Source organism: Cohnella sp. SGD-V74, from assembly GCF_003001675.1.
Classification (GTDB): domain Bacteria; phylum Bacillota; class Bacilli; order Paenibacillales; family Paenibacillaceae; genus Cohnella.
The window spans coordinates 528,990-553,866 of sequence record NZ_PVYW01000002.1 but is presented as its reverse complement, the minus strand read 5'-3'; the positions used below and the strand labels follow the sequence as shown (position 1 = coordinate 553,866).

The window sequence follows — 24,877 nt, the reverse complement described above, 5'->3', positions numbered from 1 at the left end:
AGAGCATGGCTGCATGCATTCAAGCGGAGAAACGTCCGCGGTTAAACACTTCCGGACTGCGGAATTTACGCAAGGAGGGACGGCTGCCGGGCGTCGTATTCGGCAAAAACGCGATCAACGAAGTCATTCATATTTCAACGAAACAGTTCGAGAAATGGTTGAAGCAAGGGGCTTCCGGCTTCATCGAGTTGCAAGTGGAGGGCGAGAGCTCGCTGACGGTGCTGTTGGAAGATCTTCATCGCGACCCGGTCACCCGCTCGCTTCTTCACGTCGACTTTCAGCTTGTTCAGACGAACGAGATTGTGCGCACGAAGCTTCCGGTGAAGCTCAAAGGCACTCCGGTCGGAACGAAGTCGGGAGGCATCGTGCAGGTTCAAGACCCGTACGTGGAAGTGGAAGCCTTGCCGAAGGACTTGCCGTCCTCGGTCGAGCTGGACATTGGCGCGATGGAAATCGGGGATACGCTGTTCGTGAGGGACCTGGAGCTGCCGCCCGAAGTGACGGTCGTCTCCGGGGCAAACGAGCTTCTCGTATCGGTGTCCAAGCCGTAAAGCCCGCGGAGCGGGAGCCTCAATACCGATGAACGAAAACAGCCTGGACGGATGAGAGTTGCCGCTCTACAGCCAGCTGCGTTTAAGTATATGCATATATGCGAATAAGGCTTCCCTGAACGTTTCGGCGTTCTGCTCCAGTGCGGCAAGCAGACGTTCCAGCCGCTCGGATGTTTCCCGGGCGTGAAGGGACTTCCAGCGCTCGGCGTTCCGGTTCCAGAACAACCGGGAAGCCGCGGTGCGGAACGTTCCGTCCATCTCCTCGTTGCTGGCCAGGGAGATGAGCGTACGGAACAGCTCGTAGTCGAAGGCGGCCAGGGCGGAGGCTCGTTCCGGATCGTCCCGGGGGATCGAGCGATATTGTTGCGACAGCAGGCGGGCGCAGAGGGTGCGCTCGTCTGCTTTGTCGTTCCAGGAGAAGCTGACGGAGAAGAGAGCCATCGAGACGATCGTCTCCAGCAAATCCCCGACCCGCTTGGACGAGGAGTCGAGCAGAATGACGCCGTGTTTGGGCGCGATGCGGACGTAGCCTTCCAGCTCGAGCTATATTTCTTGCTCTATAAATCGCCATTCGCGCGAAACGTATTTGTCGACGATCTAATCTGAACCTGCGAGGTGCAAGCATGAGCTGGGAAAACAAAACGGTCATCGTGACCGGAGGAGGAAGCGGCATCGGACGGGCGGTCGCCAAGAAGTTCGCCGAAGCGGGAGCGAGCGTCGTCGTCGTGGGGCGCACGGCGGCCAAAGTGGAAGCTGTCGCCGCGGAGATCGTCACGCAGGGCGGGCGCGCCGCGGCCAAGGCCGCGAACGTTGCCTCCGAAGCGGACGTGAAGCGGGTCGTTCGGGAAACGCTGGCCGAGTTCGGCCGGATCGACGTGCTGGTCAACAATGCGGCCGTCTGCCCGCAAGTCCGGTTGACGGACATGAGTTTGGATGAGTGGAATGGAGTTATCACGAACAATTTGACGTCCGTATTCCTGTTCTGCCGGGAAGTCGTTCCGGCGATGCTGGAGCAAGGGGGCGGGGCAATCGTTAACGTCAGCTCCGTCCACGCGCTCGCCACGCTGGACGGCTATTCCGCCTACGCCGCTTCGAAGGCCGGAATAGCCGGACTGACGCGGGCTATCGCGCTGGACTACGCCAAGATGAACATCCGGGCGAACACGGTGCTTCCGGGAGCGGTCCACACGCAGATGCTGGAGAGCAGCGTCAAGAACCTGGATACGCCCAAGGAAGAAATCATGAAGCAGTGGGACGATTCGCAGCCGATCGGCCGGGTCGGCCGGCCCGAGGAGATCGCCTCGGTCGTCTTCTTCGCGGCCAGCCCCGACAATTCGTTCATGACCGGCTCGACGCTCGTCGCCGACGGAGGAATGACGGCGGAGCTGTAGCGGCGGGGAGTTCGAATTATTTCTGCGCGAACAATTGCTTGTCGAAAAACAAAACGACGACAAACAGCGCAATGCCAACAAGCAGAACGGATGCCGGGACGATGAATGCGAGTAGCGTCGCCGTATTTTCCGCTTTGTAGTAGGCAAGCATGCCCAGCGGCATGAGTCCTCCCCCGAGCAGAGCGGTCCAGGCTTGAAGCTTGGCCGTTCTGACCATGCGAACGTTCTTGAAGACGGAATAGAAGATTCCGTAAGCGAAAAGGGTCAGCCAGCCGACAACGAGAATGTGCGCGTGAACGGGAATCATCGCATAGTCTTCCCGGCCGGCCATATCCGCTCCAATCAATGCGCCGATCAACGAGTACAAAGCCGCCATGCGGATCAACCATTTGCTGTATGCGGTCATGAGGATTTCTCTCCTTGCATTGGTTTTCCCTATCAATGTAGCCGCGCATTATGAACGGAGCGTGAACGGGAGATTACGAGTTCGTCCAGGAGGCCTGCTTCCCGCGATAGTCTGCTCCCGCCGTTTGGCGGGGGCTATTTGACGTTCTCGAGCTGTCACTCCGGTTGGCAGAAGCGCATTGCAAGCACGAACTTAAAGTTTTCTTTACAATTCACAAGCGATCCCGCCTGCTTGCTAGAATGAGAGGAGAAAATCGACATCATTTTCCTGTGGGCAGGTTACGAGAAGGGATGAGCGGGTGTGAAGAAGACAACAAAACGGGAATGGAAGTTAACATCACGAATTTTGGCGTGGATGCTGATCGTCAGCATGATCGTGACCGCACTGCCGGTGCAGCAGGCGTCGGCGGCCGAATTGCCGGTACAGCAGGCGATAGTGCCCGAGCTGTCGGTGCAACAGGTGGCGGCGGCCGAATCAAGCGGATTCCAGGATGTGAGACCAACGGACTGGTTCTACGATGCGGCCGTCTATGTCCGGAAGAATGGTATATTCGGCGGAACGGGCGGGGGCGCCTTCTCCCCTAAGGGAACGATGACGCGCGCCATGTATGTGACGGCGCTTGGACGAATGGCCGGCGTGGATGTCGGCGAGTATTCCGCCTCGAGCTTTGCCGACGTGCCGGCGGGCATTTGGTATGCGCCATATGTAGAGTGGGCGGTTAAGAAGGGGATTACTTCCGGCACGGGCGTCCGGAACTTTTCTCCCGATGCAACCGTATCCCGGGAACAGATGGCGACGCTGACTTTGCGATACTTTGAAAGCTATCAGATTCCCTATCAAACTAGCAACCTTGTAACTACGAAGCCGGGTGATGTTGCAAACGTGTCTTCCTGGGCGACGGATGCAGTTGTGAAGCTGTGGCAAGCGGGTTTGTTCGACGGGGACAGCAATGGCAATTTCAATCCACATAAACAGGCGACTCGTGCAGAAGCGGCTGTTTTCTTCATGCGCAACAACGCGATTGTGGAGGCGTGGAAAAATCAGAATCAAGAGACGCCGACGCCAACATCCGATACGGATAATGGCACGACGAACGGCGCAGGGCTGCCGACGCCCGGAGCTGGCGGCGGTGGCGGCGGAACGACCGGAGGAAACACAGGCGGCAACCCCAATGTCCCTACGTATACGCTTACGTTCGAGAGCAACGGCGGGTCGGCGGTAGCTGCGCAGACGGTGCAGGAAGGCTCGGTGGCTGTTCTGCCTGAAGTGCCGACAAGATCAGGGTATCCGTTCGGCGGCTGGTACAGCGACACCGATCTGACCCTGCCGTACGACTTCGCAGAGGTGGTAACGGGTAATATGACGTTGTACGCGAAGTGGATTGCCAACTATACGGTGAGCTTCGACAGTAATGGAGGGTCGGCGGTAGCTGCGCAGACGGTGCAGGAAGGGGAGACGTTAAGCCACCTGCCAGCTCCGGCGAAAGAGGGATATATTTTCCAAGGGTGGTTCAGAGACAGCGGTTTGTCGCTTATTTTCACGGAAAGCAGTACGGTTACTGACAATACGCAGTTGTATGCGAAGTATATCGATCATGTGAGTAATGCCGTACAGAGCACTCCGATCTACTCGGTGCTGGATGTCGCTCCGAGCTTCACCATCGATATAGAAGATGCGACGGGCAGCCTGACGGCGTCCGGGGTGCAGGCGCGTATGACGTTCGAGGATACCTCAGATCCTGATTTTACGGGGATTACCGTCACCGGCGCGAATGGTCTCTTCACGTTAGCGGCCGAAGGCGGTCGGTTCACAGAAGGACACACCTATCAATTGACGTTAACGGATGACAATCTGTCTTTCCAAGGTCAAGACGCGACGACGAGCATCTATGTTTTTAGCGTTGCCAAGGAAGAAGTCATGAATGTCCCGCTAAATCCAAATATGATCTATCTGCCTTTCGCACATGTCACGAATATGATGCTCGATGGCGCGGAAGTAGGTTCGCCGGCCATTCCGCTCATTACGACGACGGTAGGTGACAGCGAGAACGGTCTTGCCGCCGCGAATGGCGGCAGTGGAACTTTCTCCTACAGCGGAAGCAGCGAGATTCAAGTTGGCGCTGTCGTTGCAATCTACGAAGGGGTTCGTCCCGATCTGCGAACGGTAGACACAACCGGCGCCGCCGACGGCGCTGTCGCTTATGTGCGAATCACAGCGATTAGCGGCAGTAGCTACACCTATGTTCACGCAGATGCCGAGCAAGTGTTGTTCAGGCCGGATGTTCTGCCTGTGAGTGTAGATGCGGATACGGATGAAGACCCGAATAATCATTCGATTACGGTTCCGCATACGGTCATGAACTACAGCGACAGCATGTATGCGGCACTAGGCTTGAGCGAGCTCACCACCGTCGATGTAGGCGATTTTATCGCTTTCTATGAGGGTGAGTTAGTGAATGGCGGCTCCCAACTGTTAATCGGTTATGGACGCATTACGTCGATTACGCCTGTGGCGGAGATGGATATTATTACGTATGTCGACGTCACGGAAGCAGACATTGATCATGCCTTCGACATCTATCAGCAGCGCGCGATTGAGGGTGAGGAACTGCTGTCGGATGAGGAGATTGCGCAGCTCGAGGATCAGATAGAGCAGCAAGCGATCGCCAGCGGCTTCGTCGATCAGGCTGCGGACTATCTGTCTGCGCTGGCCATGGAGACGGATGCCTTCAAGACGCAGATGGAAGTGAAGATGCTAGCGGCTAACGGCGCAGGCAAAGTCAGTGTGGAGAATCTGACGGTTGTCGCTGCGTTGGGCACGAGAGTAAATCATATTGCCGGACAATCCTCCGGAGTCAGCGCTACGCTTCAGATCGGCGCGGACATTGTCATTCGCATCCATGAGGAGAGCGATCTCGTCATCCATATGACGGGTACGTTCTTACAGGAGATTACTTTGAATCTCGGCATCGATGGGGGGACGGATTGGGGGAAGGCGTGTGTTTGGATTCTCTGTGTGCCTTACCCGAAAGATTATCGGATTACCGCCAATCTGGATGCGTACACGTATACCGGAATTAATATTACGGCGGAGATTGCCACGGTGGCGCACGATAAGCTGCAGGAGGCGCTGGGGGATTGGGATGGCGCGCATAATGGCGGCGTACTAAGCAACGTACGCGATATTGCGACAGAGATTAAAGCGTTAATCGACGGCGTGCAGGATACCGGCGTAGATGCGGAATCGTTGAAAGCACAGTATCAAGAGATGATGGAGAACGAGACGGATTGGGTTCCGTTGATCAAAAAGAAGCTCTTCGAGAAGAGCGTGCGCGTAGTTATGGGTATCGTTGAAGTCAACTTTACAGCCGAGTTTGTTGTCAGCGCCAATGTGAACTTGACGATCGGCGCGGATTTCAACTATACGACAGCCAAACGCTACTCGGCTACCGTGCACGTGCTTGGTTTCCGAGGCACGAGCAACACCGTAAGCTTGCCGGGTGACGGCAATTACCAGTTTACCTTCTATGTAATGGGGACAATCGGCTTGCGGGCGGGAGTTCTGCTGGAGCTTAAAGCGGGGGTTGGCAGTGTTAAGCTGAATAGCATCGGGGTGTCTATTGAAGCCGGTGCGTACGTGAATCTGTGGGGGTACTTCTATTATCAGTTGAAGCGACTGAACGGGGAGCAGACTACCCGATCCATGGGCGCTCTGTATGTAGAGATCGGTATCTATCTAGAGACTGCAATCGGCGCTCAATTGGGCGATGGCTTGCTCTCGGGCAGTATACCGGTATACGAGAATACATGGCCGTTGTACACGGTAGGGGAGCAGCGGAATGTTACAGACTTTGCCTATCCGCAGGATGAGGCGCCTGAGCTGAACTTGGCAGGCTCTGCGTCATCTCTCACTGTGCCGAAGATGCTGTTCGAGATGAGCATGTTTGATCTGAAGACAGGCGGCACCGATACTCAGACCTATGACGCTTCGCGGTTCGATATTCAGGTGGATCATGCGAATTTCAAGTATGACCCGGCAACCCGCAAAATTGAGGTGCTGAATACGAACAGCCCGCTGAGCAAGGGGAACCTGGTCATTACGTGGAAGGGGGCTCCACTGTCGTTCGGATCTGAACCGCTCAAGCGTACGATTCCGGTGACATGGCGCATCAGGGCAGGGGAATATGTCCTGCAGTTGGACCCGCAGAATGGCGGAGTGACGGAGGTTATCGTTGGCGCGCCTAACACGGCGATTAGCGCGGCGACCCCGGTATATCCGGGCTACACCTTTGACGGCTGGTATACGGAGGCTGTCGATGGCGCGATAACGACGATTCCAGGTCAAATGCCAGCGGCGGATCTTCATCTGTACGCGCATTGGACGGCGAACACGAATACGCCGTATACCGTGGAGCATTATTTAATAGAACCGAACAGCAGATCCGCAACTTCGTCTGCGTATACGGAAGTATTGACCGGAACAACGGATACAGAGATTCTGATAGACTCGGATCGCTTCAAGGATCAAGGCTATGCGAACGGGACGTCAAGCGGTTCGACCATCAAGGGCGACGGTTCGGCGGTAGTGCGTGTGGATTATTATCCCACGAATCGAACCATGACGTTCAACCTGAATTATGCGGGTGCTCCTGCAGCGTCGATCACGGCACTGTTCGGTAAAAATATTGCCGCGCGTATTCCTGTGCCGACAAGACCGGGCTATACGTTCGCCGGGTGGTCGCCGGAGGCGCCGAGCCTCATGCCGACTTCCGACACGACCTATACCGCAACGTGGACTGCGCGTGCGAATACGCCTTATAAAGTCGTGTACTTGAAGCAAAATATCGCAAGCGACACCTACACGGTGGCGGATACGGAATCTTATTACGGGATTACCGGCGCTGAGGCGAATCTGACGAATGTTACGATGAAGTCTTATCCGGGCTTCAGGTTCGACGACGAAGTTCCCGGCACAGTGCTTGCGCGCACGATCGCAGGCGACGGCACAACGGTTCTGAAGGTGTACTACACGCGCGATGCGCACACGATGACGGTCGATTACAACGGTTCCGGTGTGGCGACCAAGGTCATTGAGGTTCCGCTTGGCGCCACGATCTCTCTCGGTACTCCGACACGGCAGGGGTATGCCTTCGCAGGCTGGTTGCCGACTCCACCCGCTACGATGCCGGCGGAGGATGTCCAGTTCACCGCACAGTGGACGCTTAATGAGTACACGGTGAGCTTCGACAGCAACGGCGGCTCGGCGGTGAACGCCCAGACGGTCGGTTATGGCTTCCAGGCAGAAGAACCGACTGAACCGACCAAGAACGATTGGGTGTTCGGAGGCTGGTACAGCGATGGCGCACTGACGAGCGTCTACGACTTCGCGACACAGGTGACGGGCGACTTCACGTTGTATGCGCAGTGGCTGCGCAGCTACACGGTGAGCTTCGACAGCAAGGGCGGATCGCCGGTAGCGGATCAGCAGGTGAATGACGGTGCCAAAGCGGTAGCGCCTGTCGCTCCTACGCTGGAAGACCATGTGTTCAGCGGTTGGTATCGCGATGAAACCTTCACGACCGTCTACGACTTCACCACAGAGGTGGTGACGGGTAATCTCGAGCTGTATGCGAAGTGGACGATGGATCAGAAAACAACCTACACGGTAAGCTTCGAGAGCAATGGCGGCTCGACCGTGGAGGACCAGACGGTGAACGAAGGGGCTGTAGCTACGGCACCGCCCGCTCCGACGCTATTGGGACATACGTTCGGAGGCTGGTACAGCGATAGTGGCTGGACAAGTCCTTACGGTTTTACAGCAGGCGTGACAGGGGATCTTACGCTGTACGCGAAGTGGACGAAGAACAGTTACACGGTGAGCTTCACTAGCGATGGAGGGTCGCTGGTGAGCAGCCAGTCGGTAGATTACGGGGACACGGCTGCGAAGCCTGCCGATCCGACTCGTTCCGGGCATGCGTTCAGCGGCTGGTACCGCGATGCGGGACATAGTCAAGCTTATAGCTTCACGACCCCGGTAACGGGGAATGTCACGCTGTATGCGAAGTGGATCGCTACCTACACTGTGAGCTTTGAGAGTAACGGCGGTTCGGCAGTGGACGCTCAGACGGTGAATGAAGGGACTGCGGCTGCGGCGCCTGCCAACCCGATCCGTTCGGGGCATGCGTTCGGCGGCTGGTACAGCGACAGCAGTCTGAGTGAAGCCTACAGCTTCACGACACCTGTAGCGGGGAACATCACATTGTACGCGAAGTGGACGGAGAACAGCTACACGGTGAGCTTCGACAGCAACGGCGGCTCAGTCGTGAACAGCCAGACAGTGAGTCCTGGAAACAAGGCTGCGGTGCCGAGCGATCCGACGTGGAGGGGCTACAGATTCGACGGCTGGTACGTGGATCTCAACGAGGGTATGCCAGTCTACGACTTCAATACAGCGGTGACGGAAGACCTCACACTGTACGCGAAGTGGACGCTGTCCCTGTGGCAAAATGTAGGGGATACGGTCGGTCAAGTTTTCGAATTTAAGTCTGCGCTCGACAGTCGCGGTACGCCTTATGTTGCGGGTGCGCTAGATGGCACTGTATACGTGATGAAGTATGATGGAGGTGCGTGGATCAATATCGGCTCCTTCGCGGGGGAGCGGAACCAATTGGAGTTTGCCTTGGACAACGAGGATGTTCCTTACATTGTTTATAGGCATCGAGGCATTTCTGAGCTAGCCGTACTTAAATATGACGCTAGCACGGAAACCTGGGCAAACGTAGGCGCTAACGCACTCCAAAGCTTCACGAATAACCCGTCTCTTGCCTTCGACGGAGATAATGTTCCTTATCTCGCTTATGTGCATGGCGATGGATCACCAGAACGCATCAGAGTGGTCAAATATAACGGCACGAATTGGGTCGATGTAGCTGGCGGCGAGAGTCTCGTAAGCGGTTGGCTGCCTCCAATCATCAAGTTTAGCAAAGGCAACATCCTGTATTTATACCAAGAAGTCATGTACGGGGACGCAACTGTTTCTAAATACGAGAATGGCGCTTGGGTGACTGTTAGCAACCTGGGTGAGCTTAATCATCAAGCTCTCTCGTTTGCGCTTGATCCGAATGATGTGCCGTATATCGTCTACAGGAATAATTCAACAATGAGCGTGATCAGGTATAATGTTGGCTCCAACAACTGGGACACGATCGGTATGATTGCGACAGGAAATAACTGGAAAACCGATTCAAACCTTGCTTTCGATAGCACTGGCACGCCTTATGTCGTTTACGGATACGGGAACAAGGCGACCGTGATGAAATACGAGGGCGGCAGTTGGACGCTTGTAGGTAACGCCAACTTCACCGAAACAGCAGCTTATCAAACCGGGATGACGATAGACAGCCGCGACAGCGTGTATGTGTTCTATGTGGATAACGTGCCTCTGGGTATTCCAGTTAACTTGACGGTGATGAAGCATGATTCCGGCAAGTAACCGTCTCTCGTAGCACATATTAGAGCAGCCTACTCCCACCGGAGTTGGCTGCTCTGCTGTTAGCCCGGCATGTTCAACGCCCCGAACAGATTTGCAGGGCACAATTTTCTTTAATGATGTTATCATTAGGAGAATTAACTTATATATCGCGCATCCTGTAGATTGGGGTCGGCTTCATCATGAGGGGTATTCTCCGCTTCGGTTCTCGTATGATCTTGCTTTATATCACTGCTGCCGTTGTTGTCGGTTTGGTTGCAAGCTATGCCGTCATGCCTGCACCGGACTCCCCCAAGCTCGAAAGCAAAGAAGGCATTCTGGATTTAACCCAGGTTCATGTCCGCGAGAATCCGCTAAAGTTAGCGGGGGAGTGGGCGTTCTACTGGCAAGAGCTGCTGTCGCCCGAGGATATACAGAATCGCATGGCAAGGGGCGGCAATCATGAACGCTGGATCAGCATCCCGAACTCTTGGCTAGGCGATCGGTTAGATGGCCAGCGGCTGAGCGGTACAGGTTATGCCACCTTTCGGGTCGTCATCGAACTTAGCGAGCAGGATCGCAGCGAGCGGCTTGCGCTGCGGCTGCCTGCGATTTTTCATGCGTATAAATTGTGGGTTAACGGCGAGCTTCTGGAAGAGGTTGGTGTGGTTGGTCGGGACAAGAGCAGAGCGATCCCGCGTCTGGCAACGAAGCTTGTGTTCTTCCAGCCCGAGCAAGGTTCGGTGGAACTGGTGATGCAAGTTGCCAACTTCCATCATAAGCGAGGCGGCATCACCCAGTATATCGAGTTGGGCGGAAGTGATGTATTAACGGTCAAAACCCATCTGAACATCGCCGCTGAAATGTTCATCACCGCAAGCCTGCTGGTCATTGGGGTCTATCACCTGCTGTTGTTCGCCTTGCGACGCAAAGACAGGGCGCCCTTGTTCTTTGGGCTGTTCACCCTAATGTTCGGCATCCGCTCGTTGCTGGTCGGCGAGCTATTGCTCACCCAATGGTGGCCGACTTTTCCGTGGGAATTGCAGTTCAAGATCGAGTACCTGATTCTGTGCAGCAGCGGGTATATCATCACGATGTACTTCAATTGCATCTTTCCGAATTATGTGTCGCGTTGGTTCCATCATGGCACGCGGTTCGTAACCGGAGCATTGTGTATTGTTGTTGTGGCGACCCCTGCCATTATCTATACCCAAATGTTGCCAATGATCGGTGTGATCGTTGTCCTGCATATGGTTTATCTGATGGTTGGACTGGCCCAAGCGGCTGTGCGGCGTAGGGAGGGAGCGCTGATCTTCCTGCTGGTGTCGGTGGTTGCTTTAGTGACGGTTATCAACGACTTTTTATATTACAACGAATGGTCGCGAATCGGAAATACCTCTCCGCTGGGTCTGTTGGTGTTTACAATCGCACAGATGATGCTGCTTTCTTCGAGATTTACGAGGGCGGCGGCGAACGAGGAGAAGATTGCGCGCGAGTTGCTGGTCGCTAACGACAAGCTTATCGAGATGAATACGAATCTGGAACGGACCGTGCAGGAACGCACACAGGCCTTGTCCGCAGCTCATGACGATCTCCGCTTATCGTATGACCAGCTGCTTCAATCCGAGGAAGGGCGGAAGAAGCTCCTTGCCTATATTACGCATGATCTGCGCATGCCGCTGTCCAGCATGCTGGGTTATGTAGAAGCTGTGCAGGACAGAGTCAAACCGGAACGCAATGATCAGTACCTGAAATATATTCGGGATAACACGATAAGGATTAACCGCATGATCGAGGAGCTGAGCTTCTTGTCGCATTTGGAGACGGGACAGGTCTCGTATCGCATGGAGCCGGTTCATGTGATTCACTTCTTGCGCCGGTTCTATGAACAATATGAGCTGGTTGTGCGTGACGCTGGTCTGGATTTCAGACTCGATTGCAGAGATGAGGCAGATCAAGGGTCTGATTCGCCTGTTGTCGTGATGGATGCGCAACGACTGGAGCAAGCGTTGTTTAATCTGGTGTCGAACGCCATGAAGTTTACCCCAAGGGGCGGTGCGGTGCGTCTTGGGCTGGTTGTGGATGAGGTGAATCGTACCCGCTATGCGATCATTAGCGTGCAAGACTCAGGCATGGGGATTCCGCCGGAGCAGCTTGAGCAAATCTTCGATCGCAATTACAGGTATGATCAACCGGGCGAGAAAGGCGTAGAGGGCAGCGGGCTCGGGCTGGCGATTTGCAGGGAAATCGTGCAAGCGCATGGAGGAACGGTTCGAGCGGAGAGCGACGGCAAGACGGGGTCGGTCTTCTATGTATCGTTTCCTTGCGTGGGGAAATGAGGAAGGTGACGTTGGGGTGGACACGCACAACATGATGATCGTTGCAGACGCGAACTTAAAGTTTTCTTTAAGCTTCCTATATAGAGCAATCTGCAATGGTAAAATTAGAAGGATTAGTTGCGGGGCTTGCATGTGACGAGATTTGTAACAAGGGGGGAATAGCGTGAATGTAAAATCTGTGCAGTCAGTCAGTGATTATTTCCAAGCGATGCAGCAATACAAGGACGCGCGCGAGACGAAGGATCAATCGCGGTTGACAGCTATTCGAAATGTACTCATGCTGGGCAAGAAGCTGCGCTCCGACGAAATGCACTACTTACAGCGACATGATCCCAATATGCATGCTCAAGCAATGAGCCTTTCACTGGAACGCCAAGCGTATGAGGATGCCTTGCAGCATAGCCGCAGCAAAGCGGATGCGAACTATTACAACACGTTCAAGCTGATGCAGATTGCGGGGCAACTGAAACATGGTGGTTCGGAGGAGCAACTGATGCGTACAAATGCGATTCAGGAATCCCACCGTGAGTTCATGCGGTCGAGCAAGTATGCCTCACTGAAGTAAGACGAATACGCTAGGGCGAGTATGCATACACGCCCCAGCGACAACGATGGTTTGGCTGACCGTCTATCATCATCAGCAAGGTTTGCAAATCCTTAAAGATAGAATGGTTTATACGAGTCACGAGGTGAGGTTGGGATGGACGCGCATAAAATTATGATCGTCGATGATGATCCCCATATCTGCGAGATTGTTCAGGCGTATTGCGAGCGGGAGGGCTTTATCTCCTCCTATAGTTATAGCGGTGCAGATGCCATGAAGCTGCTTGCGTCGTTCGAGCCGGATCTGATTGTACTGGATGTCATGCTGGCGAATGAAAACGGAATCGATTGGTGCAGGAACGCACGCAGCTACACGAATGCGCCAATCGTGTTTCTGAGCAGTCGTGAGGAGGACGAGGTGAAAATTAGCGCATTATCCGACGGCGGCGACGATTATGTGACCAAGCCGTTCAGTCCCGGGGTGCTTATGGCCAAGATCAAGGCGCATCTTCGCAGAGTGTCGACGGGCAGAAGGGAACAACTGCTGGAGTTGCCGGGTTTGATGCTGGATTACTACGCACAGTCTGTCATTATGGGAAGTGAAACCGTCTTTTTATCGAAAAAAGAGTTCGGTCTGCTCTCCTATATGGCACAAAACGTGAATCGTGTCGTCAGTGTCGAGGCGTTGTTTCAGCTCATCTGGGGAACGGAGAGTCTGGAGGATACGAGAACGGTCGCTGTGCACATCAGCAATTTACGCAAAAAAATCGAGGCTGACCCTGCCCATCCAGAGAGAATCGTTACGATCCGGGGGACAGGATACATGCTGGTTGCCGGAAGTACGTAAAAAAATGAGGTCATGGCGTCGAGGTATTATTTGATGCTGTTGACCCTTTTTTGTTCTTTTCGCTAGTTTCCCGCGATAGTCCAGCACTCGACCTTGGTCCAGCCGCAATCTGGCCGGGGGACCGTCGGAGCGCAAAGCCGCTCTCTCTATAATGGAGAAAGGATGGAAGTGGAAAATAGCGGGAGGCCGAGAAATGAAAAAAGGCAGAAATAGCGCGAAGCTGTTCGCGATTATCGTATTGGCGGCGTCGTTGACGGCTTGCGGAGACTTGGCGGGCTCGTTCACGGAGGAAGTTCAGGGGAACGTTATCGGCGCAGGCTCGGGTTCGGGGAAACTGGTTTCTCTGGAGAAACAGGCTTTCGCAGCGGACGGATTCGACGAGCTTCAGGTGCGGACGGAAGCGATGGTCATTCACATCGCGAAAGGCTCGGGAGACAAGGCCGAGGTGGAACTGCTCGCGGACGACTCGCTTCGCGACCGGCTTGCCTTCGGAGCGGAAGTCGAGTCGGGCGTGCTGAAGGTGGAAGTGGAGGAGAAGGCGAAAGCGGGCGTTCTTAAAGATCAGAGAGGCGAGAGAACGCTGCGGATCGTTCTTCCGGACAAAGCCTACCGCAGCTTGACGATTCGCAATACTTTCGGGGCTATCGAAGCGTCCGGCGTCAAGACGGAGCTGGCGGACATCCGCATCGATGCGGGCAGCATCCGGCTGAGCGGCGTCGGCGGACAATTGAACCTCGAAGCGAACGCAGGCGAAATCGTCGTCGAAGATCTCGTGCTCAGCGGCGACGTGAAGGCGAGGACGGATGTAGGGAAGATCGCCATTCATCTGAGCGAATCGCCGACGGACGCCAGCTTTAACCTCGACAGCGAAGTGGGAGAAGTCAAGCTGAACCTGGAGCAGGTCGAGTACGGCCAGCAAGCGTCGAACAAAAAGGTCGGTACGATCGGATCGAACGGCTATCGCATTGACGCGTACACGGCAGTGGGTGAGATCGTCGTCGACGTCAAGCCGTAAGGCATATTCAGACGAGGATCTCCGATTTCCGCCAGCGGGCGCCGCATTCAGCGGGTCGTCTCCCGGAATTGTCCCGGGGTCATGCCCGTCGCCTGCTTGAACAGGCGGTGGAACCGTTTAAGATCGGGAAGGCCGCAGCGGGCGGCGACGTCGGCGACGGTTAAGGAAGAGAGGGAAGGATCGGCGAGCAGCTCGCGGCTGCGGTCGATCCTTTCTTTTTGCAGGAGAGCGCTGAAGCTCAGTCCCGTCCATGCCGTCAGATCGCGCTGAAGCTGTCTCTCTCCGATGCCGGCGTGCCTGGCGACCTGCGCAAGGGTAAGTCTGATCTGAAGATGTTCGCGAATGTGCCGAAGCGCCCTCTCGATGCGATCGGGAACGGCGGCGGTCCCGGCCGCTTCCGGTTCCATCGCGCGTTCCATGCCGATCAGCAGCTGCAGCAGCAGGCCGACGAGCATCGTCTCGAAGCCGGTCCGCTTGCTCTCGAACTCGGCGTGAAGGGAGTCGAACAGTCTGCCGAATTCGCCGGACTTTTCTCTCATCCGCAGCCACCTGCCGGGCTCCGCCGCGAGCCGACGGAAGCGGTACAGGCCGTACTCGGCAGGCAGAATGGACGTCAAGAAGCGAAACAGCTTCTCTTCGAAAATGCAGTTGACGATCAGAAGCGGCTCCTTGGCGTTCGGAGACGACGGACGGAAAATATGGGAGACGCCGACCGGCAGGAAAAATAAATCTCCCTGGGAGACGCGGATCGTCTCTTCGCCGATGTAATGAAAGCCGCTGCCCGACCAGACGTAGCAAATCTCGATAAAGTCGTGTTCGTGCTTCGGAAGGTCGAACCGCTCGCTGACTCTGTTGACGAAAATGTTCAGCCCGTTATGGAAGAACAACTCCCCTTTTTCCAGCCAGACTCCCGATTTTCTCATCGTAATCCCCGTTTCCGCTTTGCGCTTAATGAAGTCATCATATCCCTATTCGAAGTCGCGATCAACCCATAACGTTGCTCGCCCGATTTTTTACAATGAAGAGAGGAACGACTATCGATGAAAGGTGTGGGAGCATGAGCTGGCAAGCTTTGTGGATATGGGGAGACGGCGAGGAAAGCCCGCGCAACGAATGGAGGTGCTTCCGCAGGACGTTCGACGTTCCGGCCGCAGGCGCGGAGTCGGCATCCTTGCGGATTTCCGCGGATTCGAGATATGTGCTGTACGTCAACGGAACGCAGGTCGGACGGGGGCCGGTGCGGTCGTGGCCGTTCGAGCAATCTTACGATACATACGAGGTCGGACATCTGCTGCGGGCAGGGGAGCCGAATACGATCGCGGCGCTCGTGCTGCATTTCGGCGTGTCGACGTTCTACTATTTGCGGGGGCGGGGCGGGCTGCTGGCCCAGCTCGATTACGGCTTCGGCGAAGTCGGCTTGAAGACCGACGCCTCTTGGCTGACGTCGATTCACCAAGGCCAGCATCCGAGATCGCCGCGCATGTCGTGCCAGCAGGCGTTCGCCGAATACGTGGACGCGAGGGACTGGGAAGGCGACTGGATGAACCCCGGGTACGACGATTCGGGCTGGGCGGGTTCCGTCGAGCTGGGCGAGGTCGGCATGGCCCCGTGGACGTCGATGAAGCCTCGCGACATTCCGCTGCTGACGGAAGAAACCGTTTACCCGGTACGCGTCGAGTCGCTGGCCAAGGTACGCACGTTTAAGCTGTCGACCGTCGTCGACGTTCGCGCCGTCATGTCGCCGGGCAGCGAGGAGCATGCGGATATTGTGCAATTCACCGGTTACGTGGCGACGACGGTTCGTGCCAGCAAGGCGGGTCGCGCAGCGCTCGGCTTCCTCGCTTGGGGAGAGTGTCTGAGGCGCTTTTCCTGGAACGGTGAGCATGTTGAGGCGGAGCGCTTCTACGGCATCATGCCGGAAAGATACGTCGACGTCGAACTGAGCGAGGGGGATAACCTGCTGCTGATCGATATTTCCACGGTGCGGGTGCATCATGGCAAACTGAACATCGGCGTCTACGCCGACGATCCGATCGAGCTCAGCTTTGCCTATCCCGGTGAGGGTGAAGCGGAATCGCCGTTCCTTGCGATCGGTCCGTACGACACCTCGGTCAACTACGATCACAAGCCGTCGCGCGAAATAAATTGGGAAGACGAGGCCTATAAGTCCGTGCTTGGCGACGTAAAGGGAGCGACGGACCTGGGACGCTATACCGATGTAGCGAAGCCGATTCCGCTGAAATACGTATCCGAAGCGGACGTCTTCGGCCTGAGCGTCTGGCGGAAGGAGAACGTGAAGCTGGCTGTTCCGGCACAACTTCAGAACGCGGTCATCCCGAACGGAGAAGCGGGCGTCGTGCCCGTGTTCGACGGCTTCGACACCGAGGTGCTGATCGATCTGGGCAAAGAGTATTCCGGCTACCTGTCGTTCGAGATCGAGGCGGAAGCGGGGACGGTGCTGGATTGGTACGGCTTCGAGTACATGTCCGGCGACTACCGCCAGCAGACGTACGGGCTCGACAATACGATCCGGTACGTCGCCAAGTCGGGCAGACAGACGTACGCTACGCCGGTTCGCCGGGGTTTGCGGTATTTGGCGCTTAACGTGCGCGGGACGGGAGCTCCGGTGAAGATCTACGGCGTTGCGTTCTCGCAAAGCAATTACCCGGTCGCCGAGATCGGCCGGTTCGAATGCTCCGACCCGCTGCTGAACGACATTTGGGAGATCAGCCGGCATACGACGAAGCTGTGCATGGAGGATACGTTCGTCGATTGCCCGGCCTACGAGCAGACGTTCTGGGTCGGCGACAGCCGCAACGAAGCGCTCGTCAGCAACTATCTGTACGGAGTGCAGGACATGCTGAAGCGCTGCCTTCGCCTCGTGCCCGGCTCGAAGGATCAGTCTCCGCTGTACGTCGACCAGGTGCCGAGCGGCTGGAGCAGCGTTATCCCGAACTGGACGTTTTTCTGGGCGATCGCCTGCAAGGAATACTACGACCAGACGGGGGACCGGGCGTTCGCCGTCGAGATGTACGCGCACATTCGGTTCACGCTGGAGCATTATTTGCAGAAAATCGACGGCAACGGCCTGTTTAACGTCAAAGGCTGGAACTTGCTCGACTGGTCGCCGATCGATCAGCCGAACGAGGGCGTTGTGACGCATCAAAACCTGTTCCTGGCGCAAACGCTGCGAGTGGCCGCCGAGATGGGCGAATTGACCGGAGACGCGGACGGCGCGACCCGATTCCGCGAAGCCTCCGAACGGTTGGCGGCCGCGATCAACGAGCACCTGTGGAACGAGGAGAAGCAAGCGTACATCGACTGCATCCACGCGGACGGCCGCCGTTCGAGCGTTCTCAGCATGCAGACGCAGGTCGTCGCTTCGCTGACCGGCGTCGCCGAGGGAGAGCGCAAGCGGATCATGGATGCTTACCTGTTTGCCTCGCCAATCGATTTCGTGCAGATTGGCAGCCCGTTCATGTCGTTCTTCTACTACGAGGCGCTGGCCAAGGTAGGCGGCGCGGCTGTCATTCTGGACGACATTCGCAAAAATTACGGCAACATGATTCGCCACGGCGCGACGACCTGTTGGGAGCAGTATCCGAACTTCGCCGAGAACCGCGCCAACCCGGACGAGCTGACGCGCAGCCATTGCCATGCGTGGTCGTCCGCGCCGGCTTATTTCCTCGGCCGCGAGACGCTCGGCGTTCGCAGCCTCGCGCCGGGATGGACCGAGGTCGAGATCGCCCCGGCTCCGTGCGGACTGACGTGGGCGCGCGGCAGCGTGCCGCATCCTGCAGGCGGCCGGATCGACGTAAGCTGGACGGCGGACGAAGCGGCGAAGACGATGCAGCTTAACGTCTCGTATCCGGCCGACGTAACCGTGCAGATCAAGCTGCCGGAAGGCTTCTCGGGCGAGATCAAGGAAACGAAGCTGGAACGCTTGAACTGAACAGCTCTGAATGGCTAGTAGAGCATTCCAGAAGTAAAATGCGATTGCGCTCGAAGCCGATGCAATCTTACTCTCCAACCCGACTCAGCGCGGTTGCAGCGACTCTGACGTCCCATTCGATGCTCCAACCCGACTCAGCACGGTTGCAGCTACTCTACCAGCTCATTCGCCGCTCCAACCCGACTCAGCACGGTTGCAGCTACTCTACCGGCCCTTTTGTCGCTCCAACCCGACTCAGCACGGTTGCAGCTACTCTACCGGCCCTTTCGTCGCTCCAACCCGACTCAGCACGGTTGCAGCTACTCTACCGGCCCTTTCGTCGCTCCAACCCGACTCAGCGCGGCTGCAGCTACTCTACCAGTTCATTCGCCGCTCCAACCCGACTCAGCACGTTTGCAGCTACTCTACCAGCTCATTCGCCGCTCCAACCCGACTCAGCACGGTTCCAGCTACTCTACCGGCCCTTTCGTCGCTCCAACCCGACTCAGCAAGACTGAGTCAGCCTAGATTCTTCAACATCTTGGTTACGTTACTTCGGGGGCGCTCTACTAGGCCGTCCCCTAGGGGGCGGCCTCTTATTGCGATTCGCCGCACCATTCACTCTCCGATTCCTCCCCCCTCGTCGAGCAACGCCCCGACGTTTCGCTTTTTCGCCAACTTGCCTTCCTCTCCGAACCGACTTGCCTGCTTACCCGCAGTTTAGAAGCTCGATCAGATTTGGGGCATGGACGCGATGGGAGAGATCGCCACCGTCACGGTGCACATTCGCAAGCTGCGCGAGAAGGTCGAACACGACCCGTCCAATCCGCAATACATCGAGACGATCTGGGGAGCGGGTTATCGGTTTCGGATTTGATTGTTTGTCGTGTCTATTGCTGGTAAGCAAGCGCGCCTACCCGGTAGATCGACTGCTTGTCTCCCATGATTAAATGAAAAAAACGCACGCCTTGCTAAAAGCAAGCGGTGCGTTCTCATTTTCGAGATGTATTTATCTTTTGAACGCCTCGTCGAGACGTTCTTTAATCTTTGCTTAACGAACCGTCTCTCGAAGCCGATCCCTGAACTGCTTGGGAGAGCAGCCGTTAAGGCGGCGGAACATGTCGTAGAAGTGGCCGAGGTTGGAGATGCCGACCGATTCGGCCACCTCGGCGATGCTGACGTCGCTCGTGAGCAGCTGCTGTTCTGCTTTCTTGATCCGCTTCAGCACGACGAAGTCGGTGAACGACATGCCGACGGCTTTTTTGAATGTCTTGATGAAATGGGTGTAGCTCATGTTGAGCCGTGCGCTGATCTCGGAGACCGACAGCTTGCCGTCCAGATTGTTCTCCACGTAGTCGACGGCGGGCTGCAATCGGCCCAGCAGAAGATTGTCGTTATAATTGAGCTGCTGCCGGGTATCGTTGCGGAGGAGCAGGAGCAGAATATTTTTGATTCGCGACGACACGGCAAGCTCGTAGCCGAGACTGCCGTCGTTCATTTCCCGGAAAATCTCGACGATCAGCTCGGCGGTCCGCTGGCGAACTTCCGTATTTTCCTTATAAATATAGTTAAGCGAGCTAAGCGGACGGATCACTTCGGAGAAATGCTGCATGCTGTTCAGCGTGCTGAGATCCCAGTATTTGCGCAGGTCGATCTGGAAGACGATCTGCTTCGTCCGCCCCGGCTGGGTCTGCATCGTCGTATGCGGCTCCGACGAGCCGAATAAGGCGATATCGCCCGGGCCGAGCACGATCTGCTCCTCCCGGCAGTAAGCGGTAATCCCTCCTTCGAGAACCAGAAGAAACTCCACTTCCTCGTGATAGTGCCAGCCGTAGTAATTTTTCTGCCGCCAGTTCTGTTCCGCTCTTCTCATCAATTCCTCGGTCGTCGTCGTTTCCGAATCAATCTGCCAGATCCGCATGGCCAGAAAAGGATTTTGATACACGACTTGCTCGTGCCGCATTTCAGGATACATATCGGAACTCCTCGATGTCGAATTAAGACAGGATTGCGTAAGAATAGTTTAGCACAGTTGTGTGCAATCCTATAGAGTATGACAGAATACCGGAAGAAATAAACCGAATAGGCAATCGATACGCAATCGACCTTCAACTACAATGAGAAGGAAAACAACGATAAGGGAGAGTCCGGTTATGAGCCAAACAATCAACGTTACAGTTTGGAACGAGCATCGCCATGAAAAAACGAACGAAAAAGTCGCATCCGTCTATCCGCAAGGCATGCATACGGCAATCGCCGAAGGCTTGGACATTTCGGGGAAAGTAACGGTGGCCACGCTGGACGATCCGGAGCACGGCTTGACGGAAGAAGTGCTGAACAACACCGACGTGCTGATTTGGTGGGGCCATATGGCGCACGACGAAGTTCAGGACGAGATCGTGAACAGAGTGCACCAGCGCGTGCTTCGCGGCATGGGGTTGATCGTGCTTCACTCCGGCCATTTCTCGAAAATTTTCAAAAAATTGATGGGTACGTCCTGCGATCTGAAATGGCGCGAAGCCGACGAGAAGGAACGCATCTGGGTCGTGAACCCGGGTCATCCGATCGTTGACGGAATCGGCGAATACATCGAGCTTCCGGCAGAAGAGATGTACGGCGAGCACTTCGACATCCCGCAGCCGGACGAGCTCGTCTTGGTGAGCTGGTTCGAAGGCGGAGAAGTGTTCCGCAGCGGCTGCTGCTATACACGCGGTATGGGCAAAATCTTCTACTTCCGTCCGGGCCACGAGACGTATCCGACTTATTATAACCCGCAAGTCCGCAAAGTCATCTCCAATGCGGTCAAATGGGCGGCGCCGGTCGATCGCGATTATCCGAAGTACGGCAACGCGCAGCCATTAGAGACGATCAAGGAGAAGCACTAAGATGACGTTAAAAGTAGGAGTCGTCGGCACAGGCGGCATATTCAAGCATGCGCATCTGCCGGGCTGGCTGTCGCACGACGAAGTGGAGATCGTCGCCTTCTGCGACGCGTTTAAGGCGTCCGCCGAAGCGACGGCCAAAGATTTTCCCGGAACGAAAGTATACGACGACTATCGCGAGCTGATCGCGGACCCGTCGATCGACATTATCGGCATCAGCACGCCGAATCTGTATCACTCTGAGATTGCCATCGCCGCTCTGCGCAAGGGCAAGCACGTTTTCTGCGAGAAGCCGGACGCGATCAATCCGGACGAAGCGCAGAAGATGGCGGACGCGGCTCGTGAATCCGGCAAGCTGCTGATGACGATGCGCAACAACCGCTTCAGCGAAGAAGCGAAGTTCGCCAAGCGCATTATCGAGAAAGGGCAATTGGGCGAACTGTACACGGGACGCTGCGGTTGGATTCGCCGTCGGGGCATTCCGGGACGCGGCGGATGGTTTACGACGAAGGAGCTGTCCGGCGGCGGCCCGCTGATCGATCTCGGCGTTCATATGATCGACATGGCGATGTGGCTGGCGGGCAATCCGAAGCCGGTCACCGTATCCGGCTCGACGTATCGCAAGTTCGCGGACCGTCCAGACGCGTCGGGCAACATTCCGCAAGGCACGTTCGACGTCGAGGATTTGGCGGCAGGATTTATCCGCTTCGATAACGGCGCGTCGCTGCAGATCGAGTTCAGTTGGGCGTCCAACATCGAGGAGGAGAAGAAATTCCTCGAATGGAGAGGCACCGAAGGCGGCTTCAGCCTGATCAACGACAAGCTGAGCCTGTTCACGGAGAACGAAGGCGCGCTGATCAACCAGCAGCCTCTGTTTACGGCGGCGCCCGTACCGCAGCATACGGCCAACATCCGGCATTTCGTCGAATGCGTGCTCGGCCGGGAGCAGCCGATCATCACGCCGGAGCACGGCGTCGACATGATCAAGATTTTGTCCGCGATTTACGAGTCCGCCGAGCGCGGGCGCGAGATCGTGCTGTAAACGCAATACAGCGAAGCGCATCCGAACGTGTCTGAAGTCAGACGTATCGGATGCGCTTTTTTCATATCTGAATCGTCTCCGGCAAAACGCATCCCCGTTCCGCAGCCTCACCGGGTAAGTCCGTCCCGCGGGCTTACCTAGCCGAAGATGCGGGGATTTGTGGAGAAATTCTCCGCCATTCACAATGAGGAAAAATAAATCTCCCAATTCGATCTTGTCAACAGATGCTATATCCACTATGCTTGAACTACAAAAAAGTAACAAAAAGCGGGTGATTGACGTTGGCAAGAGTAGGAAGCAAGCTGAGTCAGTCGAATACGCTGCTCATGATTTCGAGCATCTATTCGTCGCTCACGAAAGCCGAGAAGAAGGTGGCGGACGCTGTTACCGCCAATCCGGAGGAAGCGGTGCTGGCCACCGTAACCGATTTGGCGGAGCAGGCGGGCGTCGGCGAGACGTCGGTCATCCGGTTTTGCCGCAAGCTCGGATTTCGCGGGTACCATGAATTCAAGCTGTCGGTCGCGCAGGATCTGGTGGATCGCCCGTCATCGCTGAGCAGCGCGGTAATCGGCGAAGATGACGACTTGATGACCGTCGCCCGCAAAGTAACGATGAACCACGAGATGATGCTGAAGAACACGTTGGACCTGCTCAGCGCGGACAGTCTCCGAATCGCGGTCGACCAGATGCTGGCCGCGAATAAAATCTACGTGTACGGAGTCGGTTCGTCCGGCATCACGGCGCTGGATTTGCATTACCGGCTCATGCGCACCGGCTTTAACGTCGAGGCCCATCGGGACGCCCACATCATCGCAATGTCGGCTTCGCTCGTGAAGCCCGGCGATCTCGTATTCGGCATATCCACTTCGGGCAGCACCCGGGATTTGGTCGATCCGGTCAAGCAGGCCAAGAAGAACGGAGCCGTCGTCATCTGTCTGACAAGCCATCTGCGTTCTCCGATCGCCGCCTACGCCGATACGGTGCTGCTCGTTCCGTCCCGGGAGATGCCGACGGAAGGCGGGGCGCTGTCGACGAAGTTCACGCAGATTCATCTGCTCAATATTTTGACGACGCTGTTGACGCTTAAGGCGCAGGGAGCGAGCAAGGCGCTGGACAAGACGGCTTTGTCGGTCGTGGACAAGCTGTACTGATCCCCTTTTGTCGGGGCTATTGGAGGAAAAATAAGCGGTGGCGCTAGGGCGTGTATGCAAACCCGCTCAGGGGCATCTATCACCCCCTGCTGCGTCACTTTTGCTTGACGTACCCCCGGTACGCCTTCACAAAAGTTCCTTGCATGGAACGAACATTCGGCAACATCTGCTATCTTCGGAGTATGCATACACGCCCTGGCCGATAGCGCCAATAGAGCCGAGCACCGGTAAACTTTGTCTTGAATTGGAGATTATATCCTCTATAATTAACTATATAAAAAGATATTTCCGGCAAAATGGAGGGAGAGCATGGAATACGCGATTGGTGCGGATATCGGAGGAACGAAAATCCAGGTTGCCGCGGTCGACCGGGAAGGGTGCGTGATCTGCCGTCACCTGGTGCCAACCGAAGCGCATCTGGGTCCTGGCCAGGTGATGGAGAAGGTGCTGACGGGAGTCGAGCTGACGCTGAGCCGGCTGCCCGGAGACGCCGGCATCGCCGGTATCGGCATAGGCAGCGCCGGGCAGATCGATTTTGCGTCGGGTACGGTTGCCTTTGCCGGAGATCAGCTCCCGGGCTGGACCGGCACGTCGATCAAGTCGCGCGTGGAAGAGCGGTTCGGCTTGCCGGCCTACGTGGACAACGACGTGAACGTCGTGGCCGTCGCGGAGCAGCTATACGGTGCGGGCCGCGGGCTCGACAGCTTCCTGTGCGTCGCGCTCGGAACGGGAATCGGCGGCGCGATCGTCGAAGCCGGTCGAATCGTGCGGGGAGCGCAAGGCTGCGCCGGAGAGCTGGGGCATGTGTCCGTCGACTTTAACGGGCCGCGCTGCGACAATTGCGGCAACAACGGGTGCGTCGAGCTGTACGCCTCCGGCTCGGGCATTGCCCGGCTCGGACGCGAGCTGATCGCCGAATCCGCGGAGCCGCCGGTTTGGCGGCCGGATTCTCGCGAGATTGCGCAGGCGTGGCTTCGAGGCGATCCGCAAGCCGCTCGAGTGATGGACGTTGCGATCCGCGCCCTGGCCGCGGCGATCGCCGGTTACATCCACATGTGCAACCCGCAGGCGGTCATCGTCGGAGGGGGCGTCTCGGAGACGGGGCCTTCCTTCCTGGAGGCGTTGGACCGGGAGGTGCGCGTCCGAACTTCGCCCAGCGTCAGGTCCGCTTACCGGCTGCTGCCCGCCTACGTAGGCAATGATGCCGGAGTAATCGGAGCGGCGGCGCAAGTCTGGCTGTACAGCGACGGACAATAGAGAGGAAAAGCCCCGCGGGAGCGGTGCGGCACGTTCGGCCGTACTGCTCTCGCGG

General features: G+C 56.5%; 16 protein-coding genes and 1 pseudogene. 13 read left to right on the top strand and 4 right to left on the bottom strand.

Annotated elements, in window-relative coordinates; translation table 11 throughout:
• Positions 1 to 5 precede the first annotated feature (5 nt).
• A complete protein-coding gene (locus B0G52_RS04830; protein ID WP_094042371.1) occupies positions 6 to 551 on the top strand; it encodes a 50S ribosomal protein L25 in 546 nt (181 codons plus the stop codon).
• Positions 552 to 617: 66 nt separating this feature from the next.
• On the opposite strand, the gene B0G52_RS04825 is transcribed toward B0G52_RS04830, so the two are convergent.
• Positions 618 to 1,013 (bottom strand): hypothetical protein, encoded by a 396-nt coding sequence (locus B0G52_RS04825; protein ID WP_094042370.1) that lies wholly within the window; start codon positions 1,011 to 1,013, stop codon positions 618 to 620.
• 161 nt (positions 1,014 to 1,174) lie between these two features.
• Between B0G52_RS04825 and B0G52_RS04820 the strand changes: the two genes are divergently transcribed.
• Entirely contained in the window at positions 1,175 to 1,942 is a 768-nt protein-coding gene (locus tag B0G52_RS04820) for an SDR family NAD(P)-dependent oxidoreductase (protein WP_094042369.1), read from the top strand.
• Between the two features lie 16 nt (positions 1,943 to 1,958).
• Here B0G52_RS04820 and B0G52_RS04815 read toward each other — a convergent pair whose 3' ends face one another.
• Positions 1,959 to 2,348 (bottom strand): hypothetical protein, encoded by a 390-nt coding sequence (locus tag B0G52_RS04815; RefSeq protein ID WP_094042368.1) that lies wholly within the window; start codon positions 2,346 to 2,348, stop codon positions 1,959 to 1,961.
• Between the two features lie 300 nt (positions 2,349 to 2,648).
• On the opposite strand from B0G52_RS04815, the gene B0G52_RS04810 reads away from it, so the two are divergent.
• The 5 genes from B0G52_RS04810 (at position 2,649) to B0G52_RS04790 (ending at position 14,559) form a co-directional block, all read left to right on the top strand.
• Positions 2,649 to 9,839 (top strand): InlB B-repeat-containing protein, encoded by a 7,191-nt coding sequence (locus tag B0G52_RS04810; protein WP_094042367.1) that lies wholly within the window; start codon positions 2,649 to 2,651, stop codon positions 9,837 to 9,839.
• A 179-nt stretch (positions 9,840 to 10,018) separates the two neighbouring features.
• Positions 10,019 to 12,154 (top strand): ATP-binding protein, encoded by a 2,136-nt coding sequence (locus B0G52_RS04805; RefSeq protein WP_094042366.1) that lies wholly within the window; start codon positions 10,019 to 10,021, stop codon positions 12,152 to 12,154.
• 163 nt (positions 12,155 to 12,317) lie between these two features.
• Positions 12,318 to 12,719, top strand: coding sequence for a hypothetical protein (locus tag B0G52_RS04800; RefSeq protein ID WP_094042365.1), 402 nt, complete (start codon positions 12,318 to 12,320; stop codon positions 12,717 to 12,719).
• A gap of 135 nt (positions 12,720 to 12,854) precedes the next feature.
• Entirely contained in the window at positions 12,855 to 13,544 is a 690-nt protein-coding gene (locus B0G52_RS04795) for a response regulator transcription factor (RefSeq protein ID WP_094042364.1), read from the top strand.
• A gap of 193 nt (positions 13,545 to 13,737) precedes the next feature.
• Positions 13,738 to 14,559, top strand: coding sequence for a DUF4097 family beta strand repeat-containing protein (locus B0G52_RS04790; RefSeq protein ID WP_158223587.1), 822 nt, complete (start codon positions 13,738 to 13,740; stop codon positions 14,557 to 14,559).
• A 47-nt stretch (positions 14,560 to 14,606) separates the two neighbouring features.
• Here the strand turns inward: B0G52_RS04790 and B0G52_RS04785 are convergent, their stop codons facing one another.
• Positions 14,607 to 15,482: an AraC family transcriptional regulator gene (locus B0G52_RS04785; protein ID WP_094042362.1), complete on the bottom strand. Its 876-nt coding sequence runs from the start codon at positions 15,480 to 15,482 to the stop codon at positions 14,607 to 14,609.
• Positions 15,483 to 15,616: 134 nt separating this feature from the next.
• On the opposite strand from B0G52_RS04785, the gene B0G52_RS04780 reads away from it, so the two are divergent.
• Positions 15,617 to 18,511 (top strand): family 78 glycoside hydrolase catalytic domain, encoded by a 2,895-nt coding sequence (locus B0G52_RS04780; protein WP_094042361.1) that lies wholly within the window; start codon positions 15,617 to 15,619, stop codon positions 18,509 to 18,511.
• Between the two features lie 709 nt (positions 18,512 to 19,220).
• A pseudogene (locus B0G52_RS04775) lies at positions 19,221 to 19,367 on the top strand (winged helix-turn-helix domain-containing protein); the annotation flags it as partial.
• A gap of 174 nt (positions 19,368 to 19,541) precedes the next feature.
• Here the strand turns inward: B0G52_RS04775 and B0G52_RS04770 are convergent.
• Positions 19,542 to 20,465 carry an AraC family transcriptional regulator gene (locus tag B0G52_RS04770; RefSeq protein WP_094042359.1) on the bottom strand — a complete coding sequence of 308 codons (924 nt, stop codon included), beginning with the start codon at positions 20,463 to 20,465 and terminating at the stop codon, positions 19,542 to 19,544.
• A gap of 178 nt (positions 20,466 to 20,643) precedes the next feature.
• Between B0G52_RS04770 and B0G52_RS04765 the strand changes: the two genes are divergently transcribed.
• From B0G52_RS04765 to B0G52_RS04750, 4 genes are all read left to right on the top strand, one after another.
• Complete coding sequence (locus tag B0G52_RS04765; protein ID WP_094042358.1) at positions 20,644 to 21,375, top strand: ThuA domain-containing protein; 732 nt, start codon at positions 20,644 to 20,646, stop codon at positions 21,373 to 21,375.
• Position 21,376: 1 nt separating this feature from the next.
• Positions 21,377 to 22,414: a Gfo/Idh/MocA family protein gene (locus B0G52_RS04760; RefSeq protein WP_094042357.1), complete on the top strand. Its 1,038-nt coding sequence runs from the start codon at positions 21,377 to 21,379 to the stop codon at positions 22,412 to 22,414.
• Between the two features lie 281 nt (positions 22,415 to 22,695).
• Positions 22,696 to 23,565 (top strand): MurR/RpiR family transcriptional regulator, encoded by an 870-nt coding sequence (locus B0G52_RS04755; protein WP_094042356.1) that lies wholly within the window; start codon positions 22,696 to 22,698, stop codon positions 23,563 to 23,565.
• 309 nt (positions 23,566 to 23,874) lie between these two features.
• Positions 23,875 to 24,822 (top strand): ROK family protein, encoded by a 948-nt coding sequence (locus tag B0G52_RS04750; RefSeq protein ID WP_094042355.1) that lies wholly within the window; start codon positions 23,875 to 23,877, stop codon positions 24,820 to 24,822.
• Positions 24,823 to 24,877 lie beyond the last annotated feature (55 nt).